This is a genomic window from Mesorhizobium sp. M0802 (assembly GCF_040320115.1).
In the GTDB taxonomy this organism is placed as follows: domain Bacteria; phylum Pseudomonadota; class Alphaproteobacteria; order Rhizobiales; family Rhizobiaceae; genus Mesorhizobium.
In genome coordinates this window covers 169,071-190,667 of sequence record NZ_JAMYOY010000007.1, presented here as the reverse complement: position 1 = coordinate 190,667, position 21,597 = coordinate 169,071, and the positions used below count along the sequence as shown (strand labels likewise).

Sequence of the window (21,597 nt, the reverse complement as noted above, 5' to 3'; positions counted from 1 at the left end):
CTGCCTATTCGGCGGCATCCCGGTTGGTCAGCGCGATGTGGCAGCAGCCGGAGCCGTGGCCCGGCGTCCAGGTGACATTGTCGAAGCGCACGCCCGTTGCCTCGAACAGACCACGGTCGAAAGCGCCGGCGATGCGGCAGAGCGTGGCGAGTTTTTCATCACCGACACCGGCCTCGACCCAGGCGTCCTTCAGCGGACAACGCTTCACCTTGAAGGCGATGTGGTCCGGCCCGCGCTCGACATCGGTCGGATACATCAGGCCGCCATCCGGGCTGACGGCCAAAAATGCCTCGCCGATGGCCGGCGCGTCGTTAGGTCCGAAACGGACGAAGGCGGCCGCCGCCACCTCCTTGCCGCGCTGCTCGATGGTGCGGATCATGATCGCCTCGGCCTTTTCCGCGCCGAGTTCGCCGGTCAGCTCGTCGAGAAACAGACGGTAGAGATCGGCGCGGTTACGGAAGGCGGAATCGAGTTCGCGCGAGAGTTTTTCGGCTCTGGCTTCTGGTTCGGTCATGGTACTTGCCTGCTGCTTCTGTCCAATCTTGGCGCCGCCGCAGCCAGCGCCTTGCCGATTGCCGACTGCGGCGCGTCGATAACGTTGCGGGCGTCGCCGCTCTCGGCGATCCGCCCGGCGTCGAGAAGAACGACGCGGTGGGCGATGGCCCGTACGACGCCGAGATCATGCGAAATGAAGAGATAGGCGATCCGTTCCCTGGCTTGCAGGTCGAGCAGCAACTCAAGGATCTGTCCGCGGACCGAAACGTCGAGCGCCGACACCGCCTCGTCGAGCACGATCAGCGACGGTTTGGTCGCGATGGCTCGGGCGATGGCGACGCGCTGGCGCTGGCCGCCAGAGATTTCGTGAATGGCGCGCGGGGCGAGATCGGCTGCCAGCCCGACGCGATCCAGCAAGGCAGCAATGCGGGCCGGCCTCTCGGCGCGGGAAGCGATGGCATGGATGCGCAAGGGATCGTCAAGCACGCGAGCCACCGTGGCGCGCGGGTTGAACGCGGCGAGCGGATCCTGGAACACCATTTGCAGGCGCGCGCGCTTGGTGCGCAGGGCCGCACCCTTCAAGAGCAGAAAGTCATCGCCTTCGAACTGGACGGTGCCGGCGTCGGGCTCGATCAACCTAAGCACCAGCCGCGCGATCGTCGACTTGCCGCTGCCGGAGGGCCCGGCCAGCGCCAGCGTCTCGCCGGGTTCGATGGCGAAGGAGACACCGTCGACGGCCGCGATGGCCTTGCCGCCACGACGGTATCGCTTGGTAAGACCGGAGACGGTGAGCAAGTTCATGCCGGCGCCCGTCGTAGCAGCGGATCGGCGTCGAGGCCGAGATGGGCGTCGAGCAGCGTTCGCGTATAGGCATGGCGCGGGGCGTTTATGATTTGCTCGGTCGGGCCGAGTTCGATCAGTTCGGCGTTCCGGAATACAGCGATACGCTCTGCGAGTTCGGCGGCCAGCGCGATGTCGTGGCTGATGAACAGCAGCGTCATGCCGTCCTCCGCCACCAGTTGCCGAATGAGGCTGACGATTTCGGCTTGCACAATGGTGTCCAGCGCGCTGGTCGCCTCATCGGCGATCAGCAGTTTCGGACCGGCTGCAATGGCCGCGGCAATTGCAACGCGCTGCTTCTGGCCGCCGGAGAGCTGGTGCGGGAAAGCACGCATGGCGGTTTGTGGGTCGGGCAGGCGGACGCGTTCGAGCAGGGTCTTTGCCTTGGCGTAGGCTTGCGGCCAGTCGAGTCCGAGATGGGCGCGGGCGACTTCGGCGATCTGTTTGCCGACGTTCATGACGGGGTCGAGGCTGGCGGAGGGGTCCTGGAAGACGAAACCAATGTCGCGGCCGGGAAGGGGGAGCGTGCTGGGCTCGGTTAATTTGAGAGGTCGGCGTTCCGTCACACCCCCCTCTGTCCTGCCGGACATCTCCCCCGCAAGGGGGGAGATTGCTCTCTCATCTTCGCCTTCGCCAACCACGAACGTTGCAGAAGGGAAGCCGTCGGCAAAGCTGCTGATCTCCCCCCTTGCGGGGGAGATGTCCGGCAGGACAGAGGGGGGTGGGAAGGATCGCGGCGCCTGAAATTGCCACTTGACATGCCCTTCAATCTTGGCGCTCGCCGGCAGCAGTCCAGCCACCGCCAGCGCCAGCGTGCTCTTCCCCGACCCGCTTTCGCCGATAATCGCCAGCCGCTCGCCGGCAATAACATCCAGGCTGACCCCCTTCAGTGCCGTCACTTCGCCCCCGTCCCGCCGATAGCGCACCGACAGGTCGCGTACCTCAGCCAGTGCGGTCATGACAGGCTCCTCCGCACCGCCGTCGTTTCGACCACGCCTTCGCCGGCGAGATAGACGCCGAGCACGGTCAGCACCAGGGCAATGCCCGGAGCGATCGACAGAAAGGGCGCGGTTCGCAGCACAGTGCGGCCCTCGGCAATCATGCCGCCCCAGGTAACGCGATTGGGGTCGCCGAGACCAAGGAAGGACAGCGCCGCCTCGGTGAGGATCGCGGCCGCCACGATCACCGAGGACAAGGCCAGCACCGGCGGCAACGCGTTGGGCAACACCTCGCGAAAAGCGATCTCAAGCGGGTGCATGCCGATGACGCGGGCGCCGGCGACGTAATCGCGCTCGCGGATCGACAGCACTTCGGCGCGCGCTACACGCGCCGGTCCAGTCCAGGCGCCAAGCGCTATTGCCGTGACGACGACGCCGAGCGACGGCCCGACGACGCTGACGAAGGCCAGCGCCAGGAGAAAACTCGGCACGGTCTGGAAGGCATCGGTGATGCGCATCAGCCCCTCGTCGACAAGGCCGCCGGCAAAGCCGGCCAGCGTGCCGACGACCGCGCCGATGAAGAGTGCCGCCGCTGCCGCCGCCAGGCCGACCGCCAGCGAGGTGCGGGCGCCGTGGAACAGTTCGGCCAGCACGTCACGGCCGAGCCGGTCGGTGCCGAGCGGCAGCGACCAGTCCTGGAACGGCGGCAGCAGTGCTGGTCCGGCAATGGCCTGCGGGTCGCCGGGGAAGAGCAGCGACGCAAACAGCGCCATGGCGAACAGAAGCGCCAGGATGATCGCGCCGGCGACCGCTTCCGGCCGGCGCAGGAACCGCGGCAGCGCGCTCACGCGCTGGCCTCGCTGGCACCGACGCGCGGATCGAGGAAGGCGTAGGCGATGTCGACTGCAAGGTTGATGGCAATGACGAGGACGGCGCTGGTGAGGATGATGCCGAGCAGCAGCGGCGTGTCGCGCGAGGCGACCGCTTCCTGCGCCAGCCGGCCGAGGCCGGGCACGGCAAAGACGCTTTCGATGACGACGCTGCCGCCCAGCATCTGCGCCGATTGCAGGCCGAGCATGGTGACCAGCGGCAAGAGCGCGTTGCGGGCGACATGGGCGAGCACGATGCGGCGGCGCGACAACCCCCTGGCGCGGGCGGCGAGCACAAAATCCTGCCGCCACGCCTCGGCCATGCCGGCGCGCATCATGCGCAGATAGAGCGCGAGATAGATGAAGCCGAGCGCGGAAACCGGCAGGACGAGGTGGACGGCGATGTCGGTGGCGCGGTCAAAACCGGTCTTGTCCGAGGCCAGGCTCTCGATGCCGCCGATCGGCAGCCAGCGCAGGTCGACGGCAAAGACGACGATCAGCACCAGGCCAAGCCAGAAACCCGGCACGGCATAAAGCGCCAGCGAGCCGATCGACAGGAAGCGGTCGCGAAAGCTGCCGGGTCTGGCGCCGGCGTAGATGCCGAGCGCCGAGCCGAGCCCGAAGGAGAGCGCGGTGGCGGTGACCATCAGGAGCAGTGTCGTCGGCAGGCGTTCCAGGATGACATCGCGAATTGGCCGCGAGAAGGTAACGGACTGGCCAAGGTCGAAATGCAGCAGCGCCCAGAGGTAGTTGGCGAGCCGGGTCAACTCGGACTGGTCGAGGCCCCAGCGATGGCGCAGCAATTCGATCATGCCGGCATCGCCACCGGTCGAGACGATGTAGGCGTCGACCGCATCACCGGGGGCGGCTTCCAGGAGGAGGAATGTGCCGATGATGACGATCAGCAGCACGAAGATGCTGCCGACGAGGCGACGGCGCATGAGGGTGAGGGCGCGGGTCATGGGAAAGGCATAACGCTGCGCCAGTCGGGAGAGGTGCGGTGTCTAGGCACCCCCCTCTGTCCTGCCGGACATCTCCCCCTCAAGGGGGGAGATTGGCTGTCATCGCAGGCTTCGCCAATCTCCAACGTTGCAGAATTGGCGGGACAGACAAGCTGCTGATCTCCCCCCTTGAGGGGGAGATGTCCGGCAGGACAGAGGGGGGTGTGACGAAACGCGGCCCTACGCCATGCCTTCACACCAATTTCTTTGCGAACTTTCATCCGCGCAAATGTGTCACGATTCCAGATACGTGTCCGCCCAGTTCGAAACCGCCCAGCGCGGGTTGTTGGCGATGTTCCCCACCGTCTCGCGCGCGACGCTGATGAAGCTCCATTCGGCGACGTTGATCAGCGGCAGGTCCGCCGCGACCTGTTTCTGGAATTCCTTGTAGAGGTCGGTGCGCGCTGACGTATCCAGCGTCTCCGAAGCCTTGGCGATCAGCGCGTCGAGCGCGGCGTTCTTGTAGCCGCCCTGGTTGGAGAACGGCACGCCGTCGGGAATGCCGCTCTGCACCAGGATGGTGGTCGAGATCGCCGGGTCGCCGCGGAACACCGGCGGGCCGACGGCGAGGTCGAAGGCGTGGTCGGTGTAGACGGCCTTGATGTGCGCGGCCGAGTCGTTGTTGACGATCACGGCGTCGATGCCGATTGCCGCCAGCGCCTGGCGCAGATAGTCGCCGAACTGCTTGGTCTCGTTGAAATAGGGTGCCGGCAGGAGTTTCAGCGCAAAACGCTTGCCGTCATCGGCGCGCTTGTACCCCGCGTCGTCGAGCAAGGCGTTGGCCTTGGCGACGTCGAATGGATAGATCGGCACGTCGGCAGTGTAGAATTGCGGATCGTTCTTCGGCACCGGGCCGGTGGCGGCAGCGGCATAGCCGAGGAACACCGTCTTGACGACGAAGTCCTTGTCGATGGCATGCGCGATCGCCTGGCGGACCTTCACGTCGGCCAGTTCCTTGCGGCGATGGTTGATCTCGACGACGAGCTGATAGGTCAGCCCCTCATAGCCCTTGGAGATCACCTTCAGGCCCGGCACCTTGGAGATGCGGTCGAGGTCGGCCAGGGGCACGGCGGAGAAGGCGGCGAGCTGGATCTCTTCCGCCTCGAGCGCCGCTGCAGCCGACGTGCGGTCGGGTAGCACCTGGTAGATGATCTCGTCGAGATACGGCTCGTCCTTGGCCCAGTAATCCGCATTCCTGGTCAGCTTATAATACTGGCCGGCCTTGTATTCGCCGAACTTGAACGGCCCGGTGCCGATGGGTGCATTGTTGGCCGGGTTGTCCTCGATCTTGCCGACCTCGTAGATGTGCTTCGGCACCACGCTTGACAGCGCCGGCAGCGCGTTGCGGATCAGCTGGAACGGCGTTGGCTTGGCGAATTTGAAGACGGCGGTCAGATCGTCAGGGGTGTCGACGCTGGCCAGATCCTTGAACACGGTGCGGCCGAGATTTTGCAGCGGCTTCCAGATCTGCAGCGCGGAGAAGGCGACGTCGGCCGAGGTGAACGGCTCGCCGTCATGCCACTTGACGCCGTCGCGCAGTTTGAAGGTCACCGACAGCCCATCGGCAGCACCTTCCCAGGAGAGCGCAAGGCGGGGTTCCAGTCCGTCCTTGCCTTCGAACGAGGCTTCGGCCAGCGTTTCGACGATCTTGCTGGAGATGAAGAAGACGCCGTTGGAGGCGACGATGGCCGGATTGAGGTTGCGCGGCTCGGAATCGGCGGCAAGCACGAGGCGGCCGCCCTTCTTCGGCGTCTGCGCCCAGCTGAATGTGGGCATGGCGGTGGAGGCCAGCAGTAAAACTGAGCCGCCAAGCAGCGTGCGTCTGGAAATATCCGACATGATCAACCTCCGTCCTCTCCGCGACCAGATGGGCGCACCCCTCGAAGCTGGCGGCACCCGCCAGCATCCTCGCGGCGATTATGGCCCTTGCCAAGGGTTTCGCCAGAGACGGAATTGGCGCATCTTTGCTTGGCTTTGAATTTTCGTCCTCTGGACCAGTTTTAGAGGTGGCCCTTTCATTCTGGTATTCTGGTAGGACCAGATTGCCTTAGTGTGCAGCAATGACGAGTGGTGACAGCCTGCCGAAGCAATCTAACCTGTTTCTGGCTGGACCAGAGTTAACGAAATGGTGCAGATTTGATCGAAGCCAAGGGATTGGACGCAGTACGGCCGACGATCCCACTGATATCAGGGAGAGAAAGATGAACATCGCCCCGGGCAAGAGCGCCGTCAGCAATATCCCGTTCGATCAGGTGAGGGTCGACCGGCTGATGGAAGAGGCCGGCATCGATGTTCTGCTCGCGACCTCCAAGCACAACACGCAGTATCTGCTTGGCGGCTACAAGTTCATCTTCTTTGCCGCCATGGATGCGATCGGCCATAGCCGTTACCTGCCTATCGTCCTCTATGAAAAGGGCGGGCCCGGTCATGCCGCCTATATCGGCAACCGCATGGAAGGCGCCGAGCACCAGAACAGCCCGTTCTGGACGCCGACGCTGCATGCCGCCTGCTGGGGCACGCTCGATGCTGCCAATCTTGCGGTCGAGCACATCAGCAAGATCGGCAAGGCCGGCGCCCGCCTCGGCATCGAGCCGGCCTTCCTGCCGTCGGACGCCTATGCGCTGATCCGCAAGGCGTTGCCGGATGCCAGGCTGATCGACGCGACCGGCATGCTGGAGAGCATGCGCGCCATCAAGACGGACGCCGAGCTGGAAAAGCTGCGTATCGCCTCCGAGCTGATCACCGATTCCATGTTGGCGACCATCCGGTGGGCGCATGAAGGCACGACCAAGGCGGAGATCATCGAGCAGCTGCGGCGTGAGGAAACCAATCGCGGCGCGCATTTCGAATATTGCCTGCTGACGTTGGGCGCCAGCCACAACCGCGCGGCGTCACCGCAGGCGTGGAAAAAGGGCGACGTGCTGTCGATCGATTCCGGCGGCAATTATCACGGCTATATTGGCGATCTCTGCCGCATGGGCATTCTGGGCGAACCGGATGCCGAGCTTGAGGATCTGTTGGCCGAGGTCGAGACGGTACAGCAGGCGGCGTTCTCGAAGGTGAGGGCGGGCACCATCGGCGGCGACATGATTTCGCATGCCGAGGGCGTGCTGAAGGCCTCCGAGGTCGCGCCCTACACGGATTTCTTCGCCCACGGCATGGGGCTGATCACGCATGAGGCTCCGTTCCTGATGACCAACCACCCGGTCACCTATGAAGGCACCTATGCCGCCAAGCCGCTGGAGACAAACATGGTGCTGTCGGTGGAGACGACCATGCTTCACCCGACGCGGGGGTTCATCAAGTTGGAGGACACGTTGGCGGTGACAGATACGGGATATGTGATGTTTGGGGATCGGGCGCGGGGGTGGAATAGAGGTGGGATAGCCTAGCTCGGCGCTACGCCCTCACCCGGATTGCCATCCGAATTGCGAAGGGCAATTCGGGGCTATCCGACCTCTCCCCGAGGGGAGAGGAGTTTGCGCCGGCGCTGGCTTCTGCCTCTTCTCCCCTCGGGGAGAAGGTGGCCGCGAAGCGGCCGGATGAAGGGGGCCTTTCGCGATTACTTCCCCGCCGGGATCAGCCTGAAATCCGGCAGCTCCCGCACCACCAGTTCGGGTCCGGCCGGCGAATAGACCACGAAGAGCTGCATCGGCCCATCGCCCGTGTTCAGTGTCGAATGGAAACGGCTTTCCGGCACATAGATGGTGCAGCCGGGGCCGACCTTGGCGACGACCGGATTGCCGTTCTCGTCCTCGACCATTTGTTCGCCATTGCCTGAGATGACGAAGATGATTTCTTCCGCGCCGGGGTGGTTGTGGCGGGTGTGGCCCTTGCCTGAGGGCAGGTCGACGACGCCGCCGGAAAAGCGCTCAGCGCCATTCACTTCAGGCGCGACCGTCAGCGACAGCTTGCCCCAGTCAAAGCCGAAGGCGCTCACGTCCTTCGGGTATACGAATACCTTGCTCTTGTCGGTCATGATCTCATCCCTTCTTTTTCTTCTGGTCGTGCAGCGTGACGGCCTTGAAATCCGCCGTCTGCCTGGCGATCGCGGCTTCAGCCGGCAGCCGTTCCATCGAACTCGCGCCATAAAAGCCATGCAGGCCCTTGCAGCGGTCGAGAATGTATCTCGCGTCGTCCGGCATCGAGATCGGCCCGCCATGGCAAAGCAGGATGACATCCTTGCGCACCGAGCGCGCCGCGTTGGCGATGACGTCGATCTCGACCACGCAGTCGTCGAGCGACTTGGCCGACGTGGCTCCGATCGAGCCGCCGGTCGTCACCCCCATATGGGCAACGACGATGTCGGCGCCGGCTTTTGTCATGGCGCGCGCCTCGTCGGGGTTGAAGACATAGGGCGTGGTCAGAAGATCGAGCTTGTGCGCCTCGGCGATCATGTCGACCTCCAGCCCGAAGCCCATGCCGGTTTCCTCAAAACTCTGGCGCATGCTGCCATCGAACAGGCCGATGGTCGGGAAATTCTGCACGCCGGAAAAGCCCATCGTCTTCAGCTCGGCAAGCAGCAACGGCATGATGACGAAGGGATCGGTGCCGTTGACACCGGCCAGCACCGGCGTCTTCTTGACCACCGGCAGTACCTCGTAGGCCATTTCCTTGACGATCTCGTTGGCGTTGCCATAGGCGAGCAGGCCCGCAGCCGAGCCGCGCCCGGCCATGCGATAGCGGCCGGAATTGTAGATGATGATGAGGTCGATGCCGCCGGCTTCCTCGGCCTTGGCCGACAGGCCAGTGCCGGCGCCGCCCCCAACGATGGGCACGCCGTCGGCGATCATCGCCTTGAACTTCTTCAATATGTCCTTGCGCGGTATTGCGGGCATTTGTTGGCTCTCACTATCTGGCGATGTCGAGGAAGGCCGCGGTTGCGGCTTTGGCAAATTCCGGATCGTTGATGTGCAACGGCAGGCGTGAGACCCGGCGTGTGGCGCTCGGCCTGATGGTGCGCTCGACGGCACCGAACAGCACGGCGTCGGCTTCGGGGTCGAAGAAGGCGCCGCCCTCGATATCGAGTGCCGAGACACCTTTTTCGGGGATCAGGAAATGCACAGGGCCCTCGCAGCGAGCGAGCCTGGTGCCGATCCACTCGCCTATACCGCGGCATTCGTCCACCGTGGTGCGCATCAGTGTGACGTTGGGATTGTGCTCGTAGAACAGCCGGCCCCTAAACTTCTCGGGAATGGTCGGCGGCGCCCAGAAATTGACCATGTCCAGCGCGCCGACCGAGCCTACATAGGGCAGCTTGGTGCGGGCGATGGCGCCGAAGCGGTCTTCCGTCGCCGGCAGCACGCCGCCGAACAACAGGTCGCAGACTTCCGTCGTGGTGATGTCGATGACGCCGGCGAGCAGGCCCGAGTCTGCGAGCTTCTCCATCGAGCGGCCGCCGGTGCCGGTGGCGTGGAAAACCATGCAGTCATAGTTGGCGCGCAACTGATCCGCGATGGCGGTCACGCAAGGCGTGGTGACGCCGAACATGGTGAGCCCGAGTGCCGGCTTGCCGGTGGCAGTCGGCGCCGGCTTTGCGGCCATGCCGGCGATTGCCTGCGCCGCATTGTGCAGCACGACGCGTGACAGCCGGTTCAGTCCCGCCATATCGGTGACCGATGGCATCATGATGATGTCGGAGACGTCGACATAGGCCGCGGTGTCGCCGGAGGCGAGCGTCGAGACCATGATCTTGGGCAGCCCAAGCGGCAGCGCGCGCATGCCGGCAGTGATGATCGACGTGCCGCCGCCGCCGCCAATGCCGATCACGCCTGATATGTCGTCGCGCGACGGAATGAAATTTGTGAAGGCGGCGCTCATGCCGGCCACCGCCGTGCCGCGATCATCGATGCCGAGCACGCTACTGGCTCCATCCGGATGATGCGCCGCGACCTCGCTGGCCGGGATATCGACCGGCACGGTGGCGCCGCGCGTTCCGATGTCGACACGGGCAACCGAACTGCCGGTGGCGGCAATAGCATCGGCCAGGAAGGCAAGTTCCTCGCCCTTGGTGTCGGCTGTGCCCACCACGTAGATGCGCTTCATCGCGTTTCTCCCGTCACCGGCCGACCGGCGCCGGGCCGCCTGTCGCCCTTTGCCGGCCTTTCGGTGGGCAAAGGTCATTGCAATTTTTTGAGACGCGCGTATCGTATTGACATGGAAGTCTCACGTCAACAAGCCGCTGGGAACGACGACGCCAACGAGGCTGCAGAACGCGGCCCACGGGCCCGCACAAAACGGCTGATGCTGAAGACGGCGACGCGGCTGATGCAGGCGGGCGTCACCCCGTCGGTCAGCGAAGTCGCGGAGGCGGCGCAAGTGTCGCGCGCCACCGCCTATCGCTATTTCCCCAGCCAGGCAGCCCTGGTGCAGGCGGTGGTCGACGAGGGGCTTGGGCCGATCCTGACCTGGCAATCGACGTCCACCGATGCCGGGCGCCGCGTTGCCGAATTGTTCGATACCGCCATGCCGCGCATCGAAGCTTTCGAGGCAACTTTCAAGGCAGCGCTGAAACTGTCGCTCGACCAGTGGGCGCAGCGGCAGGCGGGCACGCTGGGCGGCGAGCCGCAATTCACGCGCGGACATCGCGTCCAGCTGCTGAAGGATGCCATCGCACCGCTCAAGGGCCGGCTGCCGCCGCGCGAGTTCAAGCGCCTGGCGCAGGCGCTGTCGATGATGTTCGGCGTCGAAGTGCTGATCGTGCTGAAGGATATATGGGGGCTCGATAGCCGCGGCATGCGGTCGGTCGCGCAATGGGCGGCGGGCGCCCTTGTGCGCGCCGCGGTGGCGGAATCAACGGCTGAAATCGATGCGGCCCCGACAGCGGCATTTGCGAAATAGCGCCAATCTGGTTCGACCAGATTTGGATGCCCACTATTGATGTTAACCGGGATGGCAGTGCCGAAACAAGGCTCTCCTATATCAACGAGTAGGAAAATTCAGGGAAAACAGTCGGATACATGAAGAATCCGGTTATACAAGGTCCGGTGGTGGTCCAAGAAAGAGCTTGACGGCTATCTAAAATTGGTAATACCAGATCAGGACAGAAAAGCGGATCGAAAGTGAGAGCTGCGATCCAGTTTCCGGCAAAGCGAGGAGGCTTGGAACCGGAAAGGTGCGATCTCGGGAGGAACTACCAGGCCGGCTTCACCGCCGGCTAGCATGACAAGGTAGAATGCGCACAAGGGAGGAAATCATTATGCGCAAGACAATGACCAGCCTGCTTGCTGGTATCGGCTTAGTACTTGCCTGCGGAACGTCCGTCTACGCGCAGGACAAGGAGCTCACCATCTTCTGGGCGGAATGGGATCCGGCCAACTACCTGCAGGAACTCGGCAACGAGTACGAGAAGGAAACCGGCGTCAAGATCACGGTGGAAACCACGCCCTGGTCCGACTTCCAGACCAAGGCTTTCACCGAGTTCAACGCCCATGGCGACGCCTATGATATGGTCGTCGGCGACTCGCAATGGCTCGGCGCCGGCTCGACCGGCGGCCACTATGTCGACCTGACCGACTTCTTCAACAAGCACAAGCTTGGCGAAGTGATGGCGCCGGCAACGGTGAAATATTACGCCGAATATCCGGGCGGCAGCAGCAAGTACTGGGCGATCCCGCTCGAGGGCGACGCTGTCGGCTGGTCCTATCGCAAGGACTGGTTCGAGGACCCGAAGGAAAAGGAAGCCTTCAAGGCCAAATACGGCTACGATCTCGACGTGCCGAAGGATTTCAAGGCGCTGCGCGACATCGCGGAGTTCTTCTATCGGCCGGATCAGAAGCGATACGGCATCGCCATCTACACCGACAATTCCTATGACGCGATGGCGATGGGCTTCGAAAACGCGCTGTTCTCCTTCGGCGGCGAACTGGGTGACTACAAGACCTACAAGGTCGACGGTTTCATCAACTCCGACAAGGCAATCGCCGCACTCGACGCCTACAAGGAACTCTACACGTTCACGCCTCCGGGCTGGGCCAAGTCGTTCTTCGTCGAGGACAATCAGGCGATCACCGAAAACCTGGCCGCGATGAGCATGAACTACTTCGCGTTCTTCCCCTCGCTGATCAACGAGGCGTCGAACCCGAACGCCAAGAACACCGGCTTCTTCGCCAATCCTCCAGGCCCGAACGGCGATCAGTTCGCCGCACTCGGCGGTCAGGGCATCTCCATCGTTTCCTACTCCAAGAAGCAGGAAGAGGCGACGAAGTTCCTTGAATGGTTCATCAAGGACGAGACCCAGAAGAAGTGGGCGGCGCTCGGCGGCTACACCTGCAGTGCCGCCGTGCTCAAGTCGGAGGAGTTCCAGAACGCCACGCCGTACAACAAGGCCTTCTACGAGACCATGTTCAAGGTGAAGGACTTCTGGGCGGTGCCGGAATATGCCGAGCTGCTGCAGCAGCTCAACCAGCGCGTCTATCCCTACATGATCGGCGGCGAAGGCACCGCCAAGGAAACGCTGGACGCGCTCGCAGGCGACTGGAACGCGACGTTCAAGAAATACGGCCGCGGCCAATAAGCAGCTTTTCTCGCGGAGGAGGCATCCGTGCCTCCTCCGTTCTTTTTTCCGAAACGGGAGCAGGGTCTTGGCGACCACGATGATCACCATGCTGGACACTTCCTCGCGAGCCGCTGCACGCGGCTTGAGCGACATGTCGATCCGCAACCTCTTCATAATCCCGACGATCCTGTTCCTGATCGTCTTCAACATTTTCCCGCTGATCTATTCGCTGGGCTATTCCTTCACCGATTTCCGCGCGTCGACCAACGCGCCGGCGAATTTCGTCGGGCTGCAGAATTATCGCGACCTGCTCAACGACCCCTATGTCTGGTCCAACTTCGCCATCACCGCCAAGTACGTCATCATCTCGGTCGCGGGTCAGCTGCTCGTCGGCTTCGGCGTGGCCATGCTGCTCAACAGGGATATTCCCCTCAAGGGTCTCATCACAACGCTGCTGCTGCTGCCGATGATGCTGTCGATGGCCGTCGTCGGTCTGTTCTGGAAACTGCTCTATGATCCGTCATGGGGGGTCATCAACTATGCGCTTGGCCTCGGCAATTTCGAGTGGCTGGCCGACCCCAAGATGGCGCTCTATGCGGTTGCGCTGACCGACATCTGGATGTGGTCGCCCTTCGTCATGCTGTTGTCGCTGGCCGGCCTTTCAGCGGTGCCGAAGCATCTCTACGAAGCAGCGGCGATCGACCGCGCCGGACCGTTCTACACCTTCTTCCGCATCACGCTGCCGCTGGTCGCGCCGATCCTGATGATCGCGGTCATCTTCCGCACCATGGAAGCGTTCAAGACCTTCGACCTCGCCTATATCCTGACCAGCCAGCCGACGGCCGAGCTGATCTCTATCCGGCTGTACAAGATGGCGTTCCAGGAATGGCAGACCGGGCGCTCCTGCGCGCTCGCCTACATCGTGCTGATCATGGTGCTGGCCATCACCAACATCTACGTCAAGTACCTCAACAAGGTGAAGGAGCGCTGAGATGGCCGCCGTACGCACTTCTTCCGAAATCGGCTTCAATCGCGTCGCCATCGTCGCCGTCCTTTTGGTGACGATCATCTTCCTCGCGCCGATCTACTGGATCGCCTCGACGGCGTTCAAGCCGCGCAACCTTGCCACGACCATCCCGCCCACGGTGGTGTTCCAGCCGGAGATTTCGCCGTTCGTCAAGCTGTTCACCAAGCGCTCGCAAATGCGCAACCCGCCGTCGCCGGAAGAGTATGCGGCGGCACCCTGGTGGGAACGTGTCGTCTTCGATGGCGGTGAAAAGATCGTGCGCGACGGCAAGGGCCAGGTGCAATGGTCGGGCTATCCGAGCCGCTTCATGAACTCGCTGATCATTGCCATCACCTCGACGGTGCTGGCTGTCGGCATGGGTACCTTCACCGCCTACGGCTTCTCGCGCTTCAAGGTGAAGGGGGAGGCGGATCTGCTCTTCTTCATCCTGTCGACGCGCATGCTGCCGCCGGTGGTGGTCGCGATCCCGATGTTCCTGATGTACCGGGCCGTCGGCCTCAACGATTCCCATATCGGGCTGATCATCCTTTATACCGCCTTCAACCTGTCCTTTTCGGTGTGGCTGATGAAGGGGTTCATGGACGAGATCCCGAAGGAGTATGAAGAGGCAGCGCTGGTCGACGGCTACACCCGCATGGAAGCCTTCTTCAAGATCGTGCTGCCGGAGGCCGCCACCGGCATCGCCGCGACCGCGGTTTTCTGCTTCATCACGGCGTGGAACGAGTATGCTTTCGCGCTGATCATGACCAACCGTCGCGCCCAGACGGCGCCGCCCTTCATCCCCAGCCAGGTCGGCGCCGGCCTGCCCGACTGGACGGTGATCGCCGCCGGAACCTTCCTGTTCCTGCTGCCGGTCGCAATCTTCACCTTCCTGCTCCGCAACCATTTGCTGCGCGGCATGTCCTTCGGAGCGATCCGCAAATGAGCTTTCGAGCCATCAACCAGAAATATCTCGAACCGGGGTCTCAGGTGCTGATGGTCCTCGGCATCATCGCGCTTTGCCAGCCGTGGAACCTGCTGCTGCACAGCTATGGCGTGACCATCATCCTGATCGGCCTGATCGGCTTCAACATCACCTCGAAGATCGCGCCGGCGGAGAAGGCCGGTACCGGCCAGGTGCGCAATCCGGGAGCAGAGCATTGACCCAGATTGAGCTTCGCGGCGTCCAGAAATTCTTCGGTGCGGTCCAGGTCATCAAGGACCTCAACCTCAAGATCGACGACAACGAGTTCATCGTGCTGCTCGGTCAGTCGGGTTGCGGCAAGACGACGACATTGAGGGCGGTTGCCGGGCTGGAGACGATCGACGGCGGTGACATCCTCATCGACGGCAAGCCGGTGCAACACCTCAAGGCCGCCGACCGCGACATCGCCATGGTGTTCCAGTCGTTCTCGCTCTACCCGCATATGAGCGTCTATGAGAACATTGCTTTTCCCTTGCGCGCGACGCGCAAGAGCAAGGCCGAGATCGATAGCGAGGTGCGCTCGGTCGCCAAGACGCTGCAGATCACGGAACTGCTGGCCAAGAAGCCGTCGGCGCTGTCGGGCGGCGACATGCAGCGTGTGGCCATCGGCCGGGCTCTGGTGCGGCGGCCGAAGGCGATGCTGATGGACGAGCCGATCGGCGCCCTCGACGCCAAGCTGCGCGAAGAGATGCGGGCCGAGATCAAGCGGCTGCACATCAAACAGGGCTCGACCACCATCTATGTCACGCACGACCAGATCGAGGCGATGAGCCTCGCCGACCGCATCGTGATCATGCATGAGGGCGTGCTGCAGCAGGTCGGTTCGCCTGACGAGGTCTATTCGCATCCGGCCAATCTGTTCGTGGCGCAGTTCGTCGGCAGCCCGGTGATGAACGTCGCCGATGCGGCGATCGCCGAGACCGCATCGGCGGCCTCGGTCACCGTCGGTGGCGCTGCCGCCGGCTTCGAATTTCCGCGCACGCTTTTGTCCAAGCTCAACGGCCATGCCGGCGGCCAGCTGGCGCTCGGCATCCGGCCCGAAGGCGTGCTGGTGCGCCATGAAGCAGCGGAGGGTTTCTTGCCGGTCGAGACACAGATCGTCGAGCCGCTCGGCTCGTTCGACATTGTCGATCTCAAGGTCGGCTCCAAGATGCTGCGCGCGCGCACCAAGAGCGGCTTCGTCGGCGGCCCGGGCGAAAAGGTCTTCGCCAGGATCGATCCGACGCAAGCACATTTCTTCGACACGGCAAGCGGCAAGTCGCTTGAGGTGAGGCTCTGATGGCTCATATCCAGCTCAAGAATATTTCCAAGAGCTTCGGCAACCACACCGCACTGACCGGGCTCGATCTCGAGATCGCCGATGGCGAGTTCTTCGTGCTGCTCGGCGAGACCGGCGCCGGCAAGACGACGACGCTGCGCATGATCGCGGGTCTGGAAAAGCCGACCGAGGGTCAGGTGTTCATCAACGGCGTCGACGTCGCCGACTGCGGTGCGGCCGAGCGCGACGTGGCGCTGGTGCTTCAGCAATATTCGCTCTATCCGCGCTATACGGTCCGCGAAAATCTCGAATTCCCGCTGAAGCCGAAGATCCGTCGGCTGCCGGATGCCGAGATCAAGGACCGTGTTGCACGAGCGGCCAAGACACTGCGGATCGAACATCTGCTCGACCGCAAGACCGACCGCCTTTCAGGCGGCGAAATGCAGCGCGTCTCTATCGGGCGCGCCATCGTGCGCAAGCCGCGCGTGTTCCTGATGGACGAACCGCTGTCGGCGCTCGACGCCAAGCTGCGCGAGGCGCTGCGCACGGAACTGAAGAACCTGCAGATCCAGCTCGGCGCCACCTTTCTGTTCGTCACTCACGACCAGATCGAGGCGATGTCGATGGGCGACAAGGTGGGCGTGCTCAACCATGGCCGCATCATCCAGACCGGCACGCCGCACGAGATCTACAACAATCCGCGCGATACCTATGTGGCCAGCTTCGTCGGCTCGCCGCCGATGAACCTGATCGATGGCAAGCTGGTCAACGGCCGCGCGGTGATGGCGCCGCTGAATTTCGAACTGCCTTTCTCTGGGGGTGCCAAGGCGGGCGGTGCGACCGACGGTCGCCCGCTCGTCTTCGGTATTCGACCTGAGGATGTGTATCTTGAAAGCGGTGCGCCGGTCGAGGCACGCGTCCACGATGTCGAGAACCATGGCGTGGAAAAGATCCTGACTCTGCGGGTCGGCGACACGACGCTGCGCGCCACGGTGCCGGCCAGAACCGATGTCCAGATCGAGCAGCCGGTGCGCTTTGCCTGGAATCAGGACAAGGTGGTGCTGTTCGACAAGGGCAGCGGCGTGAGCTTGCGGCACGCCAGCTAGTTGCGGTCGAACGACGGCGCCGCCTGACTATTTCTGGAAGTAGGTCTCGTAAGGCGTATCGTTGATCAGCAGGATCACGCACTCCGTCTCTGAGAGGCAGGCGTCGTCGTGCATCTCGTTGGCCTTCTGGGTCCAGTAGGATCCCGGCGGCAATTCGACCTTCGTCGCTTCGCCGCCGTCCATTTGCCAATGCGCCCACAGTCCCTTGATGACCACCGCGCGATAGTCGGCGGTGTGCGCATGAACCGGCGCGCGCCAGTTGCGGGGAACTTTCAGCAAGGTGCCCGCCGGGCCTTTGGCCCGGTCACCCCACAACGGGCCAAGGCGATGCGGCTGGTCTGGCACTTCGGCGACATAGGGGATCTTGTCGGCCGGGAGATAGCTGTCCTCGAGGGCAAAGGCGCGAGCGGGAAAGACGCAAGAAACGGCGAGCGCCAGAAACGCGCCGTCTTCGGCGGCCTGGTGGTCGACAATGCCGGTGTGGCCGGCGCCTTCGCCTATTGTGGCGCTGCGACCTTGCTGGCGGCGATCGTTGTGTTCGCGCGCGGCCCTAAGCGCGTCGAATAGCCGATAGCCATCCTTGGCTGAAGCAGCGGGCCCGAGAACTATCAAGGTTTTCGGGGCGTTGCTTTTGTGGTGAGAGGCCACCGTAGGGTCAGACCGCGCGGCCGTCGAAGTCGAAGACCGGCAGGCCGGTGGGATCGAAATCGGCGACGCAGTTGAGGTTGATGTAGGCGCTGCGTTCGCTGCCCTGACTGACATCCTCGGCAAAGGGATGGATGCCGCAGGTGCGGCAGAAGCGATGCGCCATTGCATGATTGCCGAATGTGTAGGTGCCGAGATCGTCGCCCCACGCCAGCACCGTCAGGCTGTCATGCGGGATGGCGGCCAACAGCGCGCCCTTGCGCGAGCAGATCGAACAATTGCACCGCACGGCGCCGGTCAGCTGCGCCTTGAATTCAAACGCAACCTTGCCGCAGTGGCAGCTGCCTTTGTACAGCATCAGTCCCTTCCTATCGCTGGCAGGTGCAAAGGCACGCTGTCCGGGTTATTCCTTCCGCTGACTTAGCGGCCCATATGCCTTAAAGACGCTCCACCTTGACGGAATCCGACATCGACATGCAATCAATCCGCGATCGTCTCGAGATCATCCTGTCACGTCTTGCCAGTTGCGCGGCAGGCGAGAAGGTGTTCACCAAACTCTATGCCGAGGCGGCGCGCGCAGCGGCCGAGGCCACCGATGCGCGCAAGAAGGCCGGCGTATCGCTCGGGCCGCTCGACGGCGCCATCATCTCGATCAAGGATCTGTTCGATGTCGCCGGTGAATCGACCACGGCCGGTTCGCTGATGTTGAGGGACACCGCGCCCCGTCGGCACGACGCTGCGGTCGTCAACCGTCTGCGCCAGGCCGGCGCCGTCATTATCGGCAAGACCAACATGACCGAATTCGCCTTCACCGCCATCGGCGACAACATGCACTACGGCACACCGGGCAATGCCGCCGACACCAGCCGCATTCCGGGCGGTTCGTCGTCGGGCGCCGCCGTGTCCGTTGGCGAGGGGACGAGCGACATTTCCATCGGCTCCGACACCGGCGGTTCGGTGCGCATCCCGGCATCGCTGAACGGCGTCGTCGGTTTCAAGCCGACGGCGCGGCGCGTGCCGCTGACTGGTGCCTATCCCCTTTCTGCGACGCTGGATTCGATCGGGCCGCTGGCGCTGAGTGTTGCTGCGTGTGCCCTGGCTGACGCCGCGATGACGGGCGAGCAGATGCCGCAACTGCACCTGCCGTTAGCGCTTGCCGGGCTTCGTGTCGGCATTCCGCGCGGCCTGCTTTTCGAAGACACGGAAACGGAGATTGCCGCCGCGTTCGATCGCAGCCTTGCCGGGATCGAGCAGGCAGGCGCGTGGCTCACGGACATTTCGATCGACGACCTCATTGCCGATCTGCGCCTGGCCACCAAACGCGGCTCGATCGCGGCCATGGAAGGTGCTGAAATCCATGCCGACTGGCTGGCGACGGGCGCATCGATGCCGGTCGATCCCCATGTCAGCGGGCCGCTGTCGCGGGCGGCGGCCATACCGACGCCGGTTTATATCAGGGCAATGCGTCGTCGCGCGGCACTGTGCATAGCCATGGACGAGCGGTTGGGTTCGGTCGATGTGCTGGCTCTGCCGACCACGCCGGTGACAGCGCCGACTATCGTTTCGATGGCCGAGGATACGGCTCTGCGTGAACGCACTGAAGGTCTGCTGCTGCGCAACACCCAGGTCGCCAACCAGTTCGACCTCTGCGCGATCTCGCTACCGATGCCCGGCATGACGCTGCCGGCCGGGCTGATGCTGGTGGCGCGCAATGGCCATGACCACCATCTGCTGCGCATCGCGGCTGAAATCGAGCGGCTGCTCCGATAGGCAGCGAGCCGTAGGTCGGCAGTCAACGTGCCGCGCAGCGCTTGCGCTCGCTTTTCTTGGAGGAGCGTTCGATTTTGGTCACGACCAGCATCGGCGGATCGTTCGGCTGGCCGCGATGCTGGATCGATCCTCGGACGACGAGTTTTCCAGCATAAAGCTTGTCGGAGAGGTCAGGTGCCGATCTGTCCAGCGGCGGCAATTCCGTAGTGTTGAGCTCCACGCCTTTAACGACATTGCCGGTGGTCAGATCCAGCGCATTGCCTGACGGGCAGGGCGCCATCATGCAGACGATCCCATTGCTGCAATAGACATAATCGCTGCTTTGTGCCGCCGCGAGCGAAGGTAAGGCCACGATCGACGACACTGCGAGAACCAGAGATGCGAAGCGAAAACCGGACATGGTTCACGCGTCCGCCGGGAACCGTCTGCGGTAATGCTCGACCACGTCGGGATTGCGCAGATTGACAGGCAGCCGGTTGGCCAGCACCAGCAAGGTCTCGCCGGCCGCGCCCACGCCCATGCGCATCATCGATTGCTCGGTAATCCCCGCCATATGCGGGGTGACGATAACATTGTCGAAACCGAAATAGGGATGGTTTGCCGGCAGCGGCTGCGTGGCAAAGACGTCGAGTGCGGCGCCGCCGATGCGGTCTTGGCGCAAGGCCTCGATCAGCGCCTGGTCGTCGATCACCGGTCCGCGCGAAATGTTGATCAAAAGCGCGTCCGGCTTCATGCGGGCAATGCGTTCGCGGCTGATCAGGCCGCGCGTTTCCGGCGTCAGCGGGCAGCAGAGCACGATGATGTCGCTCTGTTCGATCAGCGCATCGATCGACAGGAAGCCGATCCTGTCGGGTGCCGGCTGCATGCTGCGGGTCGTCGCCACGACGTCGAGGCCAAAGCCGTGCGCGGCGATATGGGCGACTGCCTGACCGATGGCGCCGAAGCCGATGATGCCGATGGTCTTGCCGGCAAGCTCGCTGGCATGGCTGGCGTGGTCGCGGCCGGCATTCCAGCCCTTGGCGCGCAAGTCGCGGTCGACCGAACGGAAGCGCCGAAGCAGGGCAAGGGCCGCGAACATCACATATTCAGCGACCGAACGCGCATTGACCGCCGGCACGTTGGCGACCAGCACGCCGGCCGCGGCCGCGGCCTCCATCGGCACCATGTCGAGCCCGGCGCCGTGGCGGACCGCGGCTCTGAGTTTCGTGGCGTTTTCGAACAGCGACGGCGGCAGCGGTGCGCGAACGATGATGACGTCGGCATGCTTCGCCTCGGCGGTCAGCGTTGCCGCATCGAGCGCTGAGGCGACGACGAGTTCACCGGCGCCCGCCAGCATTGCGGAGGCACGCGGATGCAGCGTGTGCGTCGACAGGATTCTGGGCATGGGGCTCTCGTGTTTGTCGCAATTCCCAAGGGAAAGCGCTGCGCGCTTTCCCGGGAAAACCGTTTCACACTTTTCCTGGAATTGCTCTAGGCTTTCTCAAATGCCAGGCTTTGCGCTTGCGCCTCGCGGCCCTCGATGATCCCCTTCCAGTAGCTTTCCGCGCCTTGCAGGTGGGCGCTCATCAGCGCCTGGGCGAGATTGCCGTCGCGACGCAGCAGCGCCTCGTAGATCTGGATATGCTCGGCATGCGAGCGCACTGAGCGCTCGGGATCGTTGAAGTAGATCGGCAGCCGCTGCTCGCCCATCAGGTAATAGACGCTGCAGATATTGTGGAACACGCCGTTCTTGGTCGCCCGCACGATTTCGAGGTGGAATTCGCGGTCTTCCTTGGCGAGGCCTTCGCCGGCGGCGATGCACTCCTCCGAGGCTTTCAGGATCTCCCGCAGGCGTTCGAAATTCTCTTCGGTGGCACGCGAACAGGCAAGTTCGGCGGCCTTGATCTCGTGGATCTTGCGCAGTTCCACGGTCTCGTAGATCTGCACCGGATCGAGCGGCAGGCCCGCGCGGGCGAAAAGAGCCAAGGCTTCTACACTGGCCTGCCTGGTGTCGACATAGATGCCGGATTTGGCGCGGCGCTCGACGATGCGCATGGCCTCCAGAATGGCCAGCGCCTCGCGGATCTGGCCGCGGCTGACACCGAAATGCTCCGCCAGCTCGCGCTCCGAGGGCGTGCGGCCGCTCTCCTTGTCCGAATGGGCGAACAGATAGGCGGCGAGTTCGGCGAGAAGGTTCTTTTCTTTCAT

23 protein-coding genes are annotated in these 21,597 nt (G+C 63.5%); 9 read left to right on the top strand and 14 right to left on the bottom strand.

What is annotated here, in order from left to right:
- Nucleotides 1-4: 4 nt before the first annotated feature.
- From NKI10_RS13110 to NKI10_RS13085, 6 genes are all read right to left on the bottom strand, one after another.
- The gene (locus tag NKI10_RS13110; protein WP_023701464.1) at nt 5-514 is read right to left on the bottom strand and encodes an L-2-amino-thiazoline-4-carboxylic acid hydrolase; all 510 of its coding nucleotides are present in this window, start codon (nt 512-514) and stop codon (nt 5-7) included.
- Nucleotides 511-1,296, bottom strand: a complete 786-nt coding sequence (locus tag NKI10_RS13105) for an ATP-binding cassette domain-containing protein (RefSeq protein ID WP_352860286.1) — start codon at nt 1,294-1,296, stop codon at nt 511-513. The genes NKI10_RS13110 and NKI10_RS13105 overlap by 4 nt, the downstream gene beginning before the upstream one ends.
- Nucleotides 1,293-2,294, bottom strand: a complete 1,002-nt coding sequence (locus tag NKI10_RS13100) for an ABC transporter ATP-binding protein (RefSeq protein ID WP_352860284.1) — start codon at nt 2,292-2,294, stop codon at nt 1,293-1,295. The genes NKI10_RS13105 and NKI10_RS13100 overlap by 4 nt, the downstream gene beginning before the upstream one ends.
- Nucleotides 2,291-3,121: an ABC transporter permease gene (locus NKI10_RS13095; protein WP_023835044.1), complete on the bottom strand. Its 831-nt coding sequence runs from the start codon at nt 3,119-3,121 to the stop codon at nt 2,291-2,293. The genes NKI10_RS13100 and NKI10_RS13095 overlap by 4 nt, the downstream gene beginning before the upstream one ends.
- Nucleotides 3,118-4,104: an ABC transporter permease gene (locus NKI10_RS13090; protein WP_352860282.1), complete on the bottom strand. Its 987-nt coding sequence runs from the start codon at nt 4,102-4,104 to the stop codon at nt 3,118-3,120. The genes NKI10_RS13095 and NKI10_RS13090 overlap by 4 nt, the downstream gene beginning before the upstream one ends.
- A 273-nt stretch (nt 4,105-4,377) precedes the next feature.
- Entirely contained in the window at nt 4,378-5,982 is a 1,605-nt protein-coding gene (locus NKI10_RS13085; RefSeq protein ID WP_352860280.1) for an ABC transporter substrate-binding protein, read from the bottom strand.
- Between the two features lie 362 nt (nt 5,983-6,344).
- Between NKI10_RS13085 and NKI10_RS13080 the strand changes: the two genes are divergently transcribed.
- Nucleotides 6,345-7,535, top strand: coding sequence for a M24 family metallopeptidase (locus NKI10_RS13080; protein WP_352860278.1), 1,191 nt, complete (start codon nt 6,345-6,347; stop codon nt 7,533-7,535).
- Nucleotides 7,536-7,705: 170 nt separating this feature from the next.
- Here NKI10_RS13080 and NKI10_RS13075 read toward each other — a convergent pair whose 3' ends face one another.
- From NKI10_RS13075 to NKI10_RS13065, 3 genes are read right to left on the bottom strand one after another with little or no spacing between them, the layout of a single operon-like run.
- On the bottom strand, nt 7,706-8,122 hold the full coding sequence (locus NKI10_RS13075; RefSeq protein ID WP_352860276.1) for a cupin domain-containing protein: 417 nt from the start codon (nt 8,120-8,122) through the stop codon (nt 7,706-7,708).
- Between the two features lie 4 nt (nt 8,123-8,126).
- Nucleotides 8,127-8,981 carry a phosphoenolpyruvate hydrolase family protein gene (locus tag NKI10_RS13070; RefSeq protein WP_023747007.1) on the bottom strand — a complete coding sequence of 285 codons (855 nt, stop codon included), beginning with the start codon at nt 8,979-8,981 and terminating at the stop codon, nt 8,127-8,129.
- A 13-nt stretch (nt 8,982-8,994) separates the two neighbouring features.
- A complete protein-coding gene (locus NKI10_RS13065) occupies nt 8,995-10,188 on the bottom strand; it encodes a Tm-1-like ATP-binding domain-containing protein (RefSeq protein ID WP_352860275.1) in 1,194 nt (397 codons plus the stop codon).
- A gap of 111 nt (nt 10,189-10,299) precedes the next feature.
- On the opposite strand from NKI10_RS13065, the gene NKI10_RS13060 reads away from it, so the two are divergent.
- From NKI10_RS13060 to NKI10_RS13030, 7 genes are all read left to right on the top strand, one after another.
- The gene (locus NKI10_RS13060; protein ID WP_352860273.1) at nt 10,300-10,983 is read left to right on the top strand and encodes a TetR/AcrR family transcriptional regulator; all 684 of its coding nucleotides are present in this window, start codon (nt 10,300-10,302) and stop codon (nt 10,981-10,983) included.
- Nucleotides 10,984-11,341: 358 nt separating this feature from the next.
- Nucleotides 11,342-12,658 (top strand): ABC transporter substrate-binding protein, encoded by a 1,317-nt coding sequence (locus NKI10_RS13055; protein WP_023669849.1) that lies wholly within the window; start codon nt 11,342-11,344, stop codon nt 12,656-12,658.
- A 67-nt stretch (nt 12,659-12,725) separates the two neighbouring features.
- Nucleotides 12,726-13,631 carry a carbohydrate ABC transporter permease gene (locus tag NKI10_RS13050; protein WP_352860271.1) on the top strand — a complete coding sequence of 302 codons (906 nt, stop codon included), beginning with the start codon at nt 12,726-12,728 and terminating at the stop codon, nt 13,629-13,631.
- Nucleotide 13,632: 1 nt separating this feature from the next.
- Nucleotides 13,633-14,592, top strand: coding sequence for a carbohydrate ABC transporter permease (locus NKI10_RS13045; protein ID WP_023682998.1), 960 nt, complete (start codon nt 13,633-13,635; stop codon nt 14,590-14,592).
- Nucleotides 14,589-14,810, top strand: coding sequence for a hypothetical protein (locus tag NKI10_RS13040; RefSeq protein ID WP_023669846.1), 222 nt, complete (start codon nt 14,589-14,591; stop codon nt 14,808-14,810). The genes NKI10_RS13045 and NKI10_RS13040 overlap by 4 nt, the downstream gene beginning before the upstream one ends.
- Nucleotides 14,807-15,910 (top strand): ABC transporter ATP-binding protein, encoded by a 1,104-nt coding sequence (locus NKI10_RS13035; protein ID WP_023683000.1) that lies wholly within the window; start codon nt 14,807-14,809, stop codon nt 15,908-15,910. The genes NKI10_RS13040 and NKI10_RS13035 overlap by 4 nt, the downstream gene beginning before the upstream one ends.
- The gene (locus tag NKI10_RS13030; protein ID WP_352860268.1) at nt 15,910-16,995 is read left to right on the top strand and encodes an ABC transporter ATP-binding protein; all 1,086 of its coding nucleotides are present in this window, start codon (nt 15,910-15,912) and stop codon (nt 16,993-16,995) included. The genes NKI10_RS13035 and NKI10_RS13030 overlap by 1 nt, the downstream gene beginning before the upstream one ends.
- A gap of 27 nt (nt 16,996-17,022) precedes the next feature.
- Here NKI10_RS13030 and NKI10_RS13025 read toward each other — a convergent pair whose 3' ends face one another.
- Nucleotides 17,023-17,433, bottom strand: coding sequence for a DUF4437 domain-containing protein (locus NKI10_RS13025; RefSeq protein WP_352860331.1), 411 nt, complete (start codon nt 17,431-17,433; stop codon nt 17,023-17,025).
- Nucleotides 17,434-17,650: 217 nt separating this feature from the next.
- Nucleotides 17,651-17,998: a GFA family protein gene (locus tag NKI10_RS13020; protein WP_023669842.1), complete on the bottom strand. Its 348-nt coding sequence runs from the start codon at nt 17,996-17,998 to the stop codon at nt 17,651-17,653.
- A gap of 116 nt (nt 17,999-18,114) precedes the next feature.
- Here NKI10_RS13020 and NKI10_RS13015 point away from each other — a divergent pair, with 116 nt between their 5' ends.
- Nucleotides 18,115-19,410, top strand: a complete 1,296-nt coding sequence (locus NKI10_RS13015; RefSeq protein WP_352860329.1) for an amidase — start codon at nt 18,115-18,117, stop codon at nt 19,408-19,410.
- 22 nt (nt 19,411-19,432) lie between these two features.
- Here NKI10_RS13015 and NKI10_RS13010 read toward each other — a convergent pair whose 3' ends face one another.
- The 3 genes from NKI10_RS13010 to NKI10_RS13000 form a co-directional block, all read right to left on the bottom strand.
- The gene (locus NKI10_RS13010; RefSeq protein WP_023692018.1) at nt 19,433-19,810 is read right to left on the bottom strand and encodes a hypothetical protein; all 378 of its coding nucleotides are present in this window, start codon (nt 19,808-19,810) and stop codon (nt 19,433-19,435) included.
- Nucleotides 19,811-19,813: 3 nt separating this feature from the next.
- Entirely contained in the window at nt 19,814-20,794 is a 981-nt protein-coding gene (locus NKI10_RS13005) for an NAD(P)-dependent oxidoreductase (protein ID WP_352860265.1), read from the bottom strand.
- 86 nt (nt 20,795-20,880) lie between these two features.
- Nucleotides 20,881-21,597 (bottom strand): FadR/GntR family transcriptional regulator, encoded by a 717-nt coding sequence (locus NKI10_RS13000; RefSeq protein WP_023683008.1) that lies wholly within the window; start codon nt 21,595-21,597, stop codon nt 20,881-20,883.

What these genes read in the sequence shown, in the direction of transcription:
- NKI10_RS13040 (WP_023669846.1), top strand. Translation starts at nt 14,589, where the DNA reads ATGAGCTTTCGAGCCATCAACCAGAAATATCTCGAACCGGGGTCTCAG.
- NKI10_RS13055 (WP_023669849.1), top strand. Translation starts at nt 11,342, where the DNA reads ATGCGCAAGACAATGACCAGCCTGCTTGCTGGTATCGGCTTAGTACTT.
- NKI10_RS13030 (WP_352860268.1), top strand. Translation starts at nt 15,910, where the DNA reads ATGGCTCATATCCAGCTCAAGAATATTTCCAAGAGCTTCGGCAACCAC.
- NKI10_RS13090 (WP_352860282.1), bottom strand. Translation starts at nt 4,104, where the DNA reads ATGACCCGCGCCCTCACCCTCATGCGCCGTCGCCTCGTCGGCAGCATC.
- NKI10_RS13075 (WP_352860276.1), bottom strand. Translation starts at nt 8,122, where the DNA reads ATGACCGACAAGAGCAAGGTATTCGTATACCCGAAGGACGTGAGCGCC.
- NKI10_RS13000 (WP_023683008.1), bottom strand. Translation starts at nt 21,597, where the DNA reads ATGAAAGAAAAGAACCTTCTCGCCGAACTCGCCGCCTATCTGTTCGCC.
- NKI10_RS13105 (WP_352860286.1), bottom strand. Translation starts at nt 1,296, where the DNA reads ATGAACTTGCTCACCGTCTCCGGTCTTACCAAGCGATACCGTCGTGGC.
- NKI10_RS13080 (WP_352860278.1), top strand. Translation starts at nt 6,345, where the DNA reads ATGAACATCGCCCCGGGCAAGAGCGCCGTCAGCAATATCCCGTTCGAT.
- NKI10_RS13070 (WP_023747007.1), bottom strand. Translation starts at nt 8,981, where the DNA reads ATGCCCGCAATACCGCGCAAGGACATATTGAAGAAGTTCAAGGCGATG.
- NKI10_RS13100 (WP_352860284.1), bottom strand. Translation starts at nt 2,294, where the DNA reads ATGACCGCACTGGCTGAGGTACGCGACCTGTCGGTGCGCTATCGGCGG.
- NKI10_RS13110 (WP_023701464.1), bottom strand. Translation starts at nt 514, where the DNA reads ATGACCGAACCAGAAGCCAGAGCCGAAAAACTCTCGCGCGAACTCGAT.
- NKI10_RS13065 (WP_352860275.1), bottom strand. Translation starts at nt 10,188, where the DNA reads ATGAAGCGCATCTACGTGGTGGGCACAGCCGACACCAAGGGCGAGGAA.
- NKI10_RS13045 (WP_023682998.1), top strand. Translation starts at nt 13,633, where the DNA reads ATGGCCGCCGTACGCACTTCTTCCGAAATCGGCTTCAATCGCGTCGCC.
- NKI10_RS13085 (WP_352860280.1), bottom strand. Translation starts at nt 5,982, where the DNA reads ATGTCGGATATTTCCAGACGCACGCTGCTTGGCGGCTCAGTTTTACTG.
- NKI10_RS13060 (WP_352860273.1), top strand. Translation starts at nt 10,300, where the DNA reads ATGGAAGTCTCACGTCAACAAGCCGCTGGGAACGACGACGCCAACGAG.
- NKI10_RS13005 (WP_352860265.1), bottom strand. Translation starts at nt 20,794, where the DNA reads ATGCCCAGAATCCTGTCGACGCACACGCTGCATCCGCGTGCCTCCGCA.
- NKI10_RS13020 (WP_023669842.1), bottom strand. Translation starts at nt 17,998, where the DNA reads ATGCTGTACAAAGGCAGCTGCCACTGCGGCAAGGTTGCGTTTGAATTC.
- NKI10_RS13015 (WP_352860329.1), top strand. Translation starts at nt 18,115, where the DNA reads ATGCAATCAATCCGCGATCGTCTCGAGATCATCCTGTCACGTCTTGCC.
- NKI10_RS13010 (WP_023692018.1), bottom strand. Translation starts at nt 19,810, where the DNA reads ATGTCCGGTTTTCGCTTCGCATCTCTGGTTCTCGCAGTGTCGTCGATC.